The sequence below is a fragment of the Methylohalomonas lacus genome (assembly GCF_024808875.1).
In the GTDB taxonomy this organism is placed as follows: domain Bacteria; phylum Pseudomonadota; class Gammaproteobacteria; order Methylohalomonadales; family Methylohalomonadaceae; genus Methylohalomonas; species Methylohalomonas lacus.
On sequence record NZ_JANUCT010000008.1, the window covers coordinates 40579 to 53572 of the forward strand.

Consider the following 12994-nt stretch of genomic DNA (forward strand, 5'->3'; position numbering starts at 1 on the left):
AGGTGCAAGTCGATGTCGGATGCCCAACCCTCGCGTTTCAGCCAGCGGGTCAGCCGCTGGCTGCGGCCACTGGTGCCGCTGGAAGCCCAGGAAGTGGCCGCAGTCTTCTGGTCGTTCGTGTACTTTTTCTGCCTGTTGGGCGGCTATTACATTCTGCGTCCCGTGCGCGACGAGATGGGGATTATCGGCGGCGTCGAGAATCTGCAGTGGCTGTTTACCGGCACCTTCGTCGCCATGCTGGCGGCGGTACCCCTGTTCGCCTGGGTCGCGGCGCGTTATCCGCGGCGTACCTTCGTGCCGCTGGTGTATTACTTCTTCATCGCCAATATTCTGATCTTCTATGCGCTGTTCAAGCTCGATATCACCGATGCGGTGATCGCACGTGCCTTCTTTATATGGACCAGTGTGTTCAACCTGTTCGTCGTGTCAGTGTTCTGGAGCTTCATGGCGGACATCTATTCAACGGCGCAGGCGCGCCGGTTGTTCGGTTTCATCGCCGCCGGCGGCTCCGTCGGCGCCATCGCCGGCCCGGGAATGACCGCCCTGATCGCACCGGCGCTGGGTCCGATCAACCTGCTACCGGTAGCCGCCGGCGTTCTCGCATTGGCGCTGATCGCAATCCACCAGCTGCGCGACTGGGACATCCACGTCGCGCATGATCCCGGCACCGCCGAGCAGCATGAAAATCCGATTGGTGGCGGCATCCTGACCGGTGTCAAGAAAGTCATCGCCAGTCCCTACCTGATCGGCATCGTCGGCTTCATCCTGTTTTACACGACGCTGGCGACGTTCCTGTATTTCCAGCAGGCGCATCTGATCGAGGACGCGTTTAGCGATTCGGGTCAGCGTACCGCGGTGTTTGCCTGGATCGATTTCAGCGTCAACGCCCTGACCATAGTCGGCCAGGTGTTGATCACCCACCGGCTTGTGACCCGTTTCGGCGTCGGCGTGACGCTGGCCTTCGTGCCACTCGTGTTGTTGATCGGCTTTGCCTCGCTGGCAGTGGCGCCGATACTGGTTGTGCTGCTTGCCGTACAGGTACTGCGTCGCGCCGGCAACTACGCACTGACCAAGCCGGCGCGCGAGATGCTGTTTACCGTGCTCGACCGCGAGTCGAAATACAAATCCAAGAACTTTATCGATACGGTGGTCTACCGCGGCGGCGATGCGGTTGCCGGCTGGATATTCGCCGGTCTTATGGCGCTGGGCATCGGCCTCGGCGGTGTCGCCGCGGTGGCGGTGCCACTGGCGGTTGGATGGATCGCGCTGGCCCTGTGGCTGGGACGGCGCTACGAGGGTAATCAGGACGGCCAGGACAGCGACACGGCCAGGCATAAACCGGCGGCGACCGCCGCCGAAGCGAATCAGGAGGTTTGATCATGCAACATGACAATGGCAATAAGCGGCGTCGCCAGTTTCTGAAATTGCTTGGTCTCGGCGGTGCCAGCCTGGGACTGGCCGGCCGTGGCCTGTGGCCGGATGCGGCGACGGCGGCCGACAATGCGCTGGCCGGGCGTTCCACCGGGGACATCATCAAGCGCACGATACCTTCATCGGGCGAACAGGTTCCGGCCGTCGGCCTCGGCACCGCGCGCACCATGGATGCCGGCCGCGTCAGCAATCTGGCCGCAGCCAAGCTGCAGGAACTGACCGAAGTCATTCGTCTGTTTCATGCCCACGGCGCAAGCCTTATAGATACTTCGCCGATGTACGGTACCGCCGAGGAAGTCGTCGGCCATATCGTCAATGAACTCGACCTCGGCGACGATATCTTCATGGCAACCAAGGTCTGGACCGACGGGCGCGAGCCCGGCATCGAACAGATGAACCAGTCCATGGACTTGTTGCATAGCAGACCCATGGACCTCATGCAGATCCACAACCTCGTCGACTGGCGCACGCATTACAAGACGCTGCGCGACTGGAAAGACGCGGGACGCGTTCGCTATATCGGCGTCACGCATTATCGCAGCGATGTCCACGCCGAACTCGAAGACGTTTTGAAAAGCGAAACGTTCGACTTCGTCCAGTTCAACTACAATATTCTTGATCGTAACGCCGAGCAGCGCTTGTTGCCGCTGTGCCAGGACAAGGGGATCGCGGTGTTGATTAATGAGCCGTTCGAGAAGGGCAGTCTGTTCGGTAAAACCAATGGCCGCGAACTGCCGGAATGGATGCGGGAATTCGCCGATTCCTGGGCGCAGGTCTTTCTCAAGTTCATCATCGCCCATCCGGCAGTGACGTGCCCGATACCGGCGACCAGCGATCCGAAGCACGTCGTTGATAATGTCATGGCCGCTTACGGCAACCTGCCGGACGAGAACCAGCGCCGGCGTATCGTGAAATACATTCAGGGATTATGATGTTTGCCCGCTATGGGCTGTACCGCCTTGTCCGATAACCGGGCTAACATTGTTGAGCAACCGGCTTGTAATTCCCGTCTGTTGCAGCATATTCTGTCACCAAAATAATAAGCGGGAACCACATGCGCTGCATGTGGTTCCCGCTTTGATAAACAATAATATCGAATCTCGGGGAAGTGTATGCGTGCTGCCGTATTCGTGTTGCTGATTCTGGCAACCACCACCCTGTCTACCTTGCCGTTCGTGTTCCAGTGGTCCAATCGAATCGAACCCACACTGCTGGGCCTGCCTTTTGCTTTCCTCTGGCAGTTCGGTCTGGCATTACTGGCCGCGATATTTTTTGTCGGCTGGTACCTGGCTGATAAACGGCGCGGCCGGCTGGATGTCGATGTGACCATGGGGGATCGCCGATGATCCCCATGCTGATGATCGCCGCTTTCCTCGGCCTGCTCCTGCTGATCAATCGACACCAGCTTGGTGTTAATACACTCAACGATTACGCTACCGCCAGCCACAGCATCGGCGTGCTCGGCATTACTTTCGGTTTCCTGGCAACCTGGTATGTTGGTGCCGGTTACACTGTGTTTTCCGGCTTTGCCGTCAGCTACGGCATGATCGGCATGTATGTTATCCCCTATGGCATCATCACGCTGCTGGTCATGTACCTGGTGGCCGAGAAGTCATTCATCTGGGGCAAGAAATACAATCTGCGCACGCAGTCGGAATTGCTTGGGCTGCGTTATCGCAGTGATTTTATTCGTATACTGACCGGCTTTGCCGGTGTCGCACTGTCAATTCCGTGGCTGCTCATGGAGTGGTACACGATCGGTTACGTGTTCAACTATGCCACCGAGGGATTGATCAGCCCACTGGTCGGCATGGTTATCGGGATAGCAGTGGTGGTTTCATACGTGGCGTTGGGCGGCATGCGTTCGGTGGTGACCGCCAACATCATTCAGGGTCTGTACATGATGTTCGCTGGATCGGCGGTCCTGATATGGGTGCTGTACAGTGAACTTGGCGGCTTGCAGGGTGCCATGCAGCGTCTGCAGACGCATGCTCCCGAAGCGCTGACCTATCCCGGCCCGGGCTGGGAACTGTCGCCGAACTACTGGACCGCGATCGTGCTGACCAGCGGTCTCGGCGGTTTTATGTGGCCGTGGGTCTATAACAAACTTTTTGCTGCCGACAGTATCCGCACCATCAAACAGTCGGTGCTGTTCGCGCCCATACTGGGCATACTGTCATTCGGGCTGCTGATCATCGTTGCTATGGCGCTGCATCCGCTGCCGTTCGCGCAGGAGAATCCGCAGCAGGCATTGCTGTGGATTCATGCCGAAGCGGGTGTCTGGCCGCTGGCATTTTTCGCCGTGTTGGTTATGGCGGCCAGCCTCGGTACCGTCAGCGGCATTCTCAACGCCATGTCGACGGCGATCTCCGGTGACATGGCACAGGTCCTGAAGCGTGACATCAGCGAGCGTAGTGCGTTGACCATCGCTCGCTGGTCGGTGGTCCTCATCGGTCTCGGCGCCCTGGCCGGCGCCTATGTGCGCGAGGGGCTCCTGGTGTTCCTGGCATTGATGACCTACCAGGGCATGATCGTATTGTCGCCGGTCGTGCTGCTGGGACTGTACTGGAAACGTGCCAACCGCGGCGGCGCCGTCATCGGTTTTCTGCTCGGCATGGCGGTATCGTTCGGCCTGACGCTGGCGGAGCCAGCCTTCATCCAGACTTACGGCTGGACGCCGGGTGTTTACGGTTTCCTGATCACGCTCGGCATCATGCTGGTGGCCGGTTTTTGCCGGCCGGTCGAGGCGCATGTGCATACGCTTTGGCAGGATATTGCCGAAGCCCGCGGCTGCACCAGGCAGCCGGTCGGGGGCATGTTAGCGGCGCAGTGACAGTAATAGTTCGATGATGCCGATGACGATGCCGACAAGTCCCAGCAGCATACCAGCAACGGCCAGCAGGCCCAGGCCGATGGGATTGCCGTCCGCCGGTCCGAACAGGATATAAAGCAGTAATGGCAGCAGCGACAGTAGCGCCAGGCCTGTCGCTACCACGATGATTTTTAGTCCGAGCGGATTATTGTCGGTCAGAAAGCGCGTGGTCTTGTTCACATGTCAGATTGGTTAGTGTTCACCCAGCAGCCAAAGGTGCATTCATAGGTTTTGCCGTCGATACTGACCTGGTCGCCCCTGGCGAAGACCTGGTCGTTCCAGTGGCATTGCGCATGTTCCTGGTCGAGCTGCATGGTTGCCCCCAGACCGTCGACGATGCGCGAAGTCTTTTTGTCCGCTTCCGGCTGTTCCACGTTCGTGATTTTTCCCATGATTCCCCCTGGTGACAGGTCATTCTGGGTCGATTTAAGCATAGCCGCGCCGCGCCGGCCAGCAGCCGGGGCTTGGCAAGTGCGTCGCGGATCGCTATGTTTGTCGGCCTTTGACCGGACATGCGGCAGCTGCCGCGGCCCGGTGGGAGGCGCCCCATTCACCATTTTCAGGAGAGTAAACAATGATTAAGCCGCACGGCTCGGACCAGCTGAGGCCGCTGTTTGTTGACGATGAAAGCCGCCGCCAGGCGCTGCTCGAAGAGGCCGAGACGCTGCCGTCGCTGCGACTGAATTCTGCTGCCGCCGCCAATGCAGTGATGCTTGGTGCCGGCTATTTTAATCCACTGCCGGGCTACATGAATCTTGCTGACGCGCTCAGCGTCGCCGACGACATGGCGACCCGCGACGGCCTGTTCTGGCCGGTGCCAATCCTGAACCTCACTGACGACATCGAAGCGATCGGCAAGGCCGAGCGTATTGCGCTGCGCGATCCGAACGTGCCCGGCGAACCGGTGCTGGCCATCCAGACCATCGACACCGTCGAGAAGGTCAGCGACAGCCAGCTTGAGCACATGGCCGAGCGGATATTTGGCACCACCGATAGCGAGCACCCGGGCGTGGCCACGTTCATGACGCTGGGCCATCACGCCGTGTCCGGACCCGTCGAGGTGCTTAATTTCAGCTACTTCGAGCAGGACTTCCCCGAGACCTTCCGTACCGCCGGTCAGATCCGCGACGAATTCGCCGAGCGTGGCTGGGAGACGGTGGTTGCGTTCCAGACACGCAATCCGATGCACCGTGCCCACGAGGAGCTGTGCAAGATGGCGAAGGACGCTGTTGGCGCCGACGGTATTCTGGTGCACATGCTGCTCGGCAAGCTCAAGCCCGGCGATATTCCCGCCGATGTGCGCGACGCGGCGATCCGCAAGATGGTCGATCTCTACTTCCCGCCGAACAGCGTCATGATCACCGGCTACGGCTTCGACATGCTTTATGCCGGCCCGCGCGAGGCACTGCTGCACGCGGTATTTCGCCAGAATGCCGGTTGTACGCATTTCATCGTCGGTCGCGATCACGCCGGTGTTGGTGACTACTATGGCCCGTTCGATGCGCAGAAGATCTTCGATGAGGTGCCGGCGGGCGCGCTTGGCATCGACATTTTCAAGGCCGATCACACCGCGTTCTCGAAGAAGCTCGGCCGCGTGGTCATGATGTCCGACGTGCCGGATCACACCATGGACGACTTCGTCATCCTCTCGGGGACCAAGGTGCGCGAGAAGCTCGGCCGGGGCGAGCATCTGCCGGAGGAATTCTCACGGCCGGAGGTCGCCGAGGTACTGATGGGTTACTACCAGTCTCTGGACAACAAGTCCTAGCCTGTACTCTGGTCGGGTGCGTTCAATGCCCACCCGGCTCCAGGACAGAAAAGCCGGCCCCGCGGGGCCGGCTTTTTTTATGCTTGTGTGCGCTGGCCATCTTGACTTCCGGTGGGGTTGGCCTATATTTAGCACTCACTAATAGAGAGTGCTAATAAATTATTATTAGCAATTTAATCAATGACTTAAGGAGGACAACAAGTCATGAATATTCGTCCATTGCATGATCGCGTGATCGTGAAGCGCCTGGAGGAAGAAAAAACCACCGCCGGCGGCATCGTGATCCCGGACAGCGCCGCAGAAAAGCCCATCAAGGGTGAAGTGATCGCCGTGGGTAACGGCAAGATCCTGGAAAACGGCGAAGTCCGTGCCCTGGATGTGAAAAAAGGTGACAAGGTCCTGTTTGCCAAGTACTCCGGCACCGAAGTGAAAGTCGGCGCTGACGAGTTACTGGTACTGCGCGAAGAGGACATCATGGGCGTCCTCGACGCCTGATTGTCATATCGATCCTGAACAATTCAACAAGAGGTTATTAAACAATGACTGCCAAGCAGATTGTTTTTTCCGATGATGCCCGCGCCCGCATGGCAGCCGGCGTCGATATTCTGGCGAATGCCGTCAAGCAAACGCTCGGCCCGCGCGGCCGCAATGTTGTAATCGAAAAGAGCTTTGGCTCGCCGACGGTGACCAAGGACGGCGTATCCGTGGCCAAGGAAATCGAGCTGAAAGACAAGTTCGAGAACATGGGCGCGCAGATGGTGAAAGAGGTCGCTTCCAAGACCTCCGACGTCGCCGGAGACGGCACCACCACCGCCACCGTGCTGGCCCAGGCCATCGTCCGCGAAGGCCTGAAATCCGTTGCCGCCGGCATGAGCCCGATGGAGCTGAAGCGCGGCATCGACAAGGCCGTGAAAGCGGTGGTCGAGCAGATCCAGAAACTGTCGAAGCCTTGTACCGACGCCAAGGGCATTGCCCAGGTCGGCACGATCTCGGCGAATTCAGAGCCGGAGATCGGCAAGCTGATCGCCGATGCGATGGATAAGGTGGGCAAGGAAGGCGTAATCACGGTCGAGGAAGGTTCGGGTCTGGATAACGAACTGGAAGTCGTAGAGGGCATGCAGTTCGACCGCGGCTACCTGTCGCCGTATTTCATCAACAACCAGCAGTCCATGAGCGCGGAACTCGAGGATCCCTATATCCTGTTATGCGACAAGAAGGTTTCCAATATTCGCGAATTACTGCCGGTGCTCGAAGCTGTCGCCAAGTCGGGCAAGAGTCTGCTGATCGTCGCTGAAGATGTAGAAGGCGAGGCGCTGGCCACACTGGTGGTCAACAACCTGCGCGGTATCGTCAAGGTCGCCGCCGTCAAGGCGCCGGGCTTTGGTGACCGCCGCAAGGCCATGCTGCAGGACATCGCCGTGCTCACCGGCGGTAACGTCGTCTCCGAGGAAGTCGGTCTGACGCTGGAGAAGGTTCAGCTCGAGGATCTAGGCCAGGCCAAGAAAGTCCAGATTACCAAGGACGAGACCACGATCATCGACGGTGCCGCCAAGAAGACGGACATTGAGGCCCGCGTCGGCCAGATCCGCAAGCAGATCGAGGAATCGACCTCGGACTACGACAAGGAGAAGCTGCAGGAGCGCGTTGCCAAGCTGTCCGGCGGCGTTGCGGTGATCAAGGTTGGTGCCGCGACTGAGTTCGAGATGAAGGAGAAGAAGGCGCGCGTCGAGGACGCCCTGCACGCCACGCGGGCGGCGGTGGAAGAAGGCATCGTGCCGGGTGGCGGTGTCGCCTTCATCCGCGCGCAGGCCGCGATCAAGGATATGAAAGGCGATAACGACGAGCAGAACACGGGCATCCGGATTCTCAGTCGTGCCATTGAGGAGCCGCTGCGCCAGATCGTCAAGAATGCCGGCGGTGAGCCGTCGGTGGTCGTCAACCAGGTGCGGGCCGCCAAGGACTCGCAGGGTTACGACGCCTCGACTGGCGAGATGGGCGACATGCTGCAGCTCGGCATCGTCGATCCGGCCAAGGTCACGCGTACCGCGCTGCAGAACGCCGCGTCGGTGGCCGGTCTGCTGCTGACGACCGAAGCAATGATCGCCGAACTGCCGAAGGAAGACAAAGCCGGTGCCGGTATGCCGGGTGGCATGGGCATGGACGACTACTGAAAGAACGCTACAAAGTCCGTGTAGTCAGACCCCGCCCTCCGTGGCGGGGTTTTTTTTGATTTATTGGTGACAGGTTATTGGTGATTGGCAAGGCCTGAACATCTGTAAAGTGGATTGGAATCCGCGAACCTATCGGATCATGTTTCGCCGAATAAATTCGGCTACGACAGGAGAAGGAATTCAGGATGGTAGGAGCGGTGACCCCACTGCGAACATGCCGGCTAAGGTACATTGAATTTTAATTTCCCTTGACATCAAAACAGGGTTGCTCACGCTATTTTAGTCACCAGTTAACCGATCAACCACCAAACAGCCGAGTCTCGGCGATCAGCGTCCACAAGCCGATGAGGATGAATAACAGGCTGGCGCTGACATGTATTGCCCGCAGCGGCAGTTCGCGACAGAAGCGGTTGCCCAGCCACAATACCGGTGCGTTGGCCAGCAGCATACCCACCGTCGTGCCCAGGGTTACGGCCACGACGCTTTCAAAACGCGCCGCCAGCAGAACGGTGGCGACCTGCGTCTTGTCACCGATCTCGGCAATAAAGAACAGTACCAGCGTGGTCAGAAAGACACCATGGTGGCGGTTGTCCGTCGCCAGGTTATCGTCGCTGTCCGGGATCAGCATCCACAGGCCGACTGCAATAAAGGCGAACGCCAGAAAGATATTAAGCCAGTCACCTTCAATGAACCGTGACAGCGATACGCCAAGTGCTGCCGAGAGGCCATGATTGAGTAATGTCGCCAACAGGATGGCCCAGAGAATAGGCCAGGGTTTGCGATAGCGTGCCACCAGCAACAGGCTGAGCAGTTGCGTCTTGTCGCCGATCTCGGCGATGGCGACGGCGACAGTGGAAGTAATGAATGCGTCCAAAGCTTGTTTCCTCCGGGCCGGTCAGCGTGCACGCCAGAACACCGTGTCCCCCGGCCCGGAGGTGCACGATGTTCTGGGTCTCGCCAGGTCCCGTAAGGACTGTTTGCACCACGGCCGCGAAACGGCCAAATCTGTTGATGCAAACCTCTCGATGTGAGGACGCCTGCGTGCCGGCATGCAGCCATAACAGGCTGATTCGGACAACAGGTGGAGAGCGACTACTCCCCCAAAACAGATTTTTATCTTACTGCCTGTAGTGAAAGCTGGCAAGTAGTTGCTGCTCTGCCGACACGAAAATCAATACTCCAAATAGCGGTATGCGGTATCTGTCTCCGTTTTGTCAGCCACTGCTTTAGAGTGCTGACTTCACATACTGTGCAAATAGGGGTAGTTTAAAACAACAAAATCATAAAAATGCGGAGTTGGGATCTTGCGTCTGTCTTTACTGATAGTGGAGGACATAAATGATGATGTCAGAGAAAACCCATGATTCGCTTATTACTGGTCTGGATGTGCGGCATTACTTTCAGGACAGTGTTCAGACGGCAGTACGTAACCAGCAGCTCGAAGTGCGTGATGACACGCTGGTGTACGTGATCAACCTGCTGACCGATTTCACCCGTTCCGACATGCTCTACGAAGACACGCCCGATGGCCGCATGATCAAGCCACTGGTCCGGTTTTACAGCGAGGCGGTCAGTGCTTCCTCATGGCAGGAAGCCAACGAGTCCCTGAAACGGCTTGGCGATGTCGCTTTGTTCATTGCCGGCCTGTTCGCCAACAGTCTGCAGCGCAGCCTTGTCGATGTGGATTACTATATCGCCATGGGCGGCTCGGCTTACGATAGCCTGGCCGAGAGCATGCGCCGGAGTTTTCATGGTCGCAATTTCAGCGACGTCTACCGGGAGCTGGGGGAAAAGTTTACCGGCCTGGTCGACGTGCTCGGTGAAGTGGCCGATGAATTCCAGCCCGGCAATGATCAGGATCTGCTGCGCCTTTACGAGATATGGGTGCTGACCAACAGCCCCCAGGCGGAGCGCAAGTTGCGGCAGCATGGTATCCAGCCGGTGGCTACCTCCGCCGGCAAGACGTCGCACTAGATCCCATGCCGATCGCTGAACTGCAGTCGCGGCTGCAAAGCTGTTACGAACTCGATCTGCCTTATCGGGTCGAGGATTTTCTCACCACGGATCGCGATTTGGCGCGGGCGCTGGACGGTGAACATGCGCATCAGCCGCGCGAGCGTCTGCTGCTGCAGGAGTCGGGCGACGAGCTGTCGATGTCGCTGTATCTCGATGCCGAGTTGCTCGACGGCTTTCGCGACAGCGGTTCTTTGGCAGGTACTGGCCGCCATCAGTTCGCCGATCTGAGCCTGGTGCTTGAAGGTGTCAGCCATTTTGTCTACATGGCCTGGTGTGCCGGCCACGAGCGCGAGGTCAGTCTGCTGGAGCTGGAATTACAGGCGGAGGTCGACAAGTTTGTGACGCTGCTGTTGCTGCAGGCGGAAAACGATCAATACGGGATTGCCGAGTTGCATCGCTGGCTATTCGAGGACGTGCATTTTGCCGAGACCCTAGATGACGAGCAGCGCCAGCGCTATGTCACCGCCAACCGTTTTGCCGCACGCTATTGCTGGATGCTGGGACAGGATTTTCGCCGGCGGCAGGACCGACAGCACTGGTACAAGGAACTGCGGCGTTTCTACCGCCTGCAGCACGACGCCAAACTGCGGCGGATTACCGCACTACAGTAATCATATATCAACCGGGTGAAGACAGACCGCGAATGAACGCAAATACACGCGAATGGTCTGGATATTCCTGCGGCCAAGAGTCGGAATAGTGATACAGGGATTGTTGTCTGCGAACGCGTGTGGGAGCGGATTCCTATCCGCGATTAACTGAATCGCCGATTCTAATCGGCTCCCTCGGTAACTGATGTGGGAAGCTTTTCGAACAACGAGAGACGAGCGACGAGGAACGTTATTTTATTGCCTCTTCATCGCATCGAAGAATTCGGCGTTGTTCTTGGTCGCTTTCAGGCGCTCAAGCAGGAATTCCATCGCCCCGAGCTCTTCCATCGGGTGCAGCAGTTTTCTCAGGATCCACATCTTTTGCAGTTCGTCGGGTGAGGTCAGCTTCTCCTCGCGGCGCGTGCCCGATCGATTGATGTTGATTGCCGGGTAAATGCGTTTTTCGGAAATCTCGCGGCTCAAGTGGATTTCCATATTGCCGGTGCCCTTGAACTCTTCGAAGATAACGTCGTCCATGCGCGACCCGGTTTCCACCAGCGCCGTGGCGAGGATCGTCAGCGAGCCGCCTTCCTCGATATTCCGGGCGGCACCGAAAAAGCGCTTCGGCCGTTGCAGGGCGTTGGCGTCGACACCGCCGGTGAGTACCTTGCCGGACGCCGGCACCACCGTGTTGTAGGCGCGTGCCAGACGGGTGATGGAGTCGAGCAGGATGACGACATCCTTCTTGTGCTCGACCAGGCGCTTGGCACGCTCGATGACCATGTCGGCGACCTGGACGTGGCGGCTGGCCGGTTCGTCAAAGGTCGACGAGATGACTTCGCCGCGCACCGACCGCTCCATCTCGGTCACTTCCTCGGGCCGCTCGTCGATGAGCAGAACGATCAGGAAGCACTCCGGGTAGTTGCTGGTGATGGACTGCGCGACCTGCTGCAGTAGCATGGTCTTGCCGGCCTTCGGCGGTGACACGATCAGGCCGCGCTGGCCCTTGCCGATGGGAGCGACCAGGTCGATGATGCGCGGTGTCAGGTCCTCGGTGCTGCCATTGCCACGTTCGAGTTTGAGCCGGTCATGTGCAAACAGCGGCGTCAGATTCTCGAACAGGATCTTGTTCTTGGCGTTTTCCGGCGGCTCGAAGTTGATCTCGCTGACTTTCAGCAGGGCAAAATAGCGTTCCCCGTCTTTCGGCGGCCGGATCTTGCCGGCGATGTTGTCGCCGGTGCGCAGGTTGAAGCGCCGGATCTGGCTCGGTGAGACATAGATGTCATCCGGTCCGGCCAGGAAAGAGCTGTCCGCTGACCGCAGGAAGCCGAAGCCGTCCTGGAGGATTTCGAGGACGCCATCGCCGTAGATGTCTTCACCCTTCTTGGCATGTGCCTTGAGGATTTCAAAAATGACATCCTGTTTGCGAGAGCGGGCGAGGCCTTCGAGTCCGAGTGACTTCGACAGTTCAATCAGGGCCGAGGCGGGTTGTTGCTTGAGTTCTGTTAAGTTCATGGCCTCATGAACGCTGGAGCGAGAAAAAGGATAGATCGAACGCGTGGGCGCCCCTGGAAGGACGGGTGCGCAAGCTAAAAATTAATTAAAGTTAGTAATGAGGGAATAACTGTTAAGACAGGTATTACTGTTCTTAATTAGGCTAAAATTAGCACGTCGCACGGGGCACGTCCAGTGTCCCGTGCCAAAAAAGCGACCTCATATGTTGCTGTCGATAAAGGCGGACAGCTGCGACTTGGACATGGCGCCCACCTTGGTGGCGGCCACGTTACCATTCTTGAAGATCATCAGCGTCGGGATACCGCGCACCGCATATTTCTGCGGGGTCTCCTGGTTCTCGTCGATGTTCAGCTTGGCCACGTTGACCTTGCCCTCATACTCGCTGGCGATTTCGTCCAGGATTGGGGTGATCATCTTGCACGGGCCGCACCATTCGGCCCAGTAATCGACGATGACCGGGGTTTCAGATTTAAGTACCTGATCTTCAAATGTAGAATCGGTAACCGTTATGATGTTTTCGCTCATTTTGGGAGGGTCATTCCGCTGTATATCAAGTATGATGCGTATTTCATCGGAATTACCCCGTGAATGCAAGCGACCGTACGGGCTCCCCCGCGGGGCGGCGGCCGCG

14 protein-coding genes and 1 riboswitch are annotated in these 12994 nt (G+C 58.3%); of the genes, 9 read left to right on the forward strand and 5 right to left on the reverse strand.

What is annotated here, in order from left to right; translation table 11 throughout:
• Nucleotides 1-12 precede the first annotated feature (12 nt).
• The 4 genes from J2T55_RS06945 (at nt 13) to J2T55_RS06960 (ending at nt 4264) form a co-directional block, all read left to right on the forward strand.
• On the forward strand, nt 13-1377 hold the full coding sequence (locus J2T55_RS06945; protein WP_259055109.1) for an NTP/NDP exchange transporter: 1365 nt from the start codon (nt 13-15) through the stop codon (nt 1375-1377).
• 2 nt (nt 1378-1379) lie between these two features.
• Entirely contained in the window at nt 1380-2363 is a 984-nt protein-coding gene (locus J2T55_RS06950; RefSeq protein WP_259055111.1) for an aldo/keto reductase, read from the forward strand.
• 180 nt (nt 2364-2543) lie between these two features.
• On the forward strand, nt 2544-2777 hold the full coding sequence (locus J2T55_RS06955; protein WP_259055114.1) for a hypothetical protein: 234 nt from the start codon (nt 2544-2546) through the stop codon (nt 2775-2777).
• A 5-nt stretch (nt 2778-2782) separates the two neighbouring features.
• Complete coding sequence (locus J2T55_RS06960; RefSeq protein ID WP_259055117.1) at nt 2783-4264, forward strand: sodium:solute symporter family protein; 1482 nt, start codon at nt 2783-2785, stop codon at nt 4262-4264.
• Here J2T55_RS06960 and J2T55_RS06965 read toward each other — a convergent pair.
• Together J2T55_RS06965 and J2T55_RS06970 are read right to left on the reverse strand one after the other, a co-directional pair.
• Nucleotides 4250-4483 (reverse strand): hypothetical protein, encoded by a 234-nt coding sequence (locus tag J2T55_RS06965; protein ID WP_259055119.1) that lies wholly within the window; start codon nt 4481-4483, stop codon nt 4250-4252. The genes J2T55_RS06960 and J2T55_RS06965 overlap by 15 nt on opposite strands.
• Complete coding sequence (locus tag J2T55_RS06970; RefSeq protein ID WP_259055121.1) at nt 4480-4695, reverse strand: hypothetical protein; 216 nt, start codon at nt 4693-4695, stop codon at nt 4480-4482. Before J2T55_RS06970 ends, J2T55_RS06965 begins: the two co-directional genes overlap by 4 nt.
• 182 nt (nt 4696-4877) lie before the next feature.
• Here J2T55_RS06970 and sat point away from each other — a divergent pair, with 182 nt between their 5' ends.
• The 3 genes from sat (at nt 4878) to groL (ending at nt 8242) form a co-directional block, all read left to right on the forward strand.
• Nucleotides 4878-6071, forward strand: coding sequence for a sulfate adenylyltransferase (sat, locus tag J2T55_RS06975; protein ID WP_259055123.1), 1194 nt, complete (start codon nt 4878-4880; stop codon nt 6069-6071).
• A gap of 204 nt (nt 6072-6275) precedes the next feature.
• Nucleotides 6276-6566, forward strand: coding sequence for a co-chaperone GroES (groES, locus tag J2T55_RS06980; protein ID WP_259055125.1), 291 nt, complete (start codon nt 6276-6278; stop codon nt 6564-6566).
• A gap of 44 nt (nt 6567-6610) precedes the next feature.
• Nucleotides 6611-8242, forward strand: coding sequence for a chaperonin GroEL (gene groL / locus J2T55_RS06985; RefSeq protein WP_259055126.1), 1632 nt, complete (start codon nt 6611-6613; stop codon nt 8240-8242).
• Between the two features lie 298 nt (nt 8243-8540).
• Here groL and J2T55_RS06990 read toward each other — a convergent pair whose 3' ends face one another.
• The gene (locus tag J2T55_RS06990; RefSeq protein WP_259055127.1) at nt 8541-9116 is read right to left on the reverse strand and encodes a TMEM165/GDT1 family protein; all 576 of its coding nucleotides are present in this window, start codon (nt 9114-9116) and stop codon (nt 8541-8543) included.
• Nucleotides 9117-9123: 7 nt separating this feature from the next.
• A riboswitch (yybP-ykoY riboswitch) is annotated at nt 9124-9355 on the reverse strand.
• Between the two features lie 225 nt (nt 9356-9580).
• Here J2T55_RS06990 and J2T55_RS06995 point away from each other — a divergent pair.
• On the forward strand, nt 9581-10216 hold the full coding sequence (locus J2T55_RS06995) for a hypothetical protein (RefSeq protein ID WP_259055128.1): 636 nt from the start codon (nt 9581-9583) through the stop codon (nt 10214-10216).
• A gap of 5 nt (nt 10217-10221) precedes the next feature.
• Entirely contained in the window at nt 10222-10869 is a 648-nt protein-coding gene (locus tag J2T55_RS07000; RefSeq protein ID WP_259055129.1) for a hypothetical protein, read from the forward strand.
• A gap of 234 nt (nt 10870-11103) precedes the next feature.
• Here J2T55_RS07000 and rho read toward each other — a convergent pair whose 3' ends face one another.
• Together rho and trxA are read right to left on the reverse strand one after the other, a co-directional pair.
• A complete protein-coding gene (rho, locus tag J2T55_RS07005) occupies nt 11104-12363 on the reverse strand; it encodes a transcription termination factor Rho (protein WP_259055130.1) in 1260 nt (419 codons plus the stop codon).
• A 198-nt stretch (nt 12364-12561) separates the two neighbouring features.
• Entirely contained in the window at nt 12562-12888 is a 327-nt protein-coding gene (gene trxA, locus J2T55_RS07010; protein ID WP_259055132.1) for a thioredoxin TrxA, read from the reverse strand.
• Nucleotides 12889-12994 lie beyond the last annotated feature (106 nt).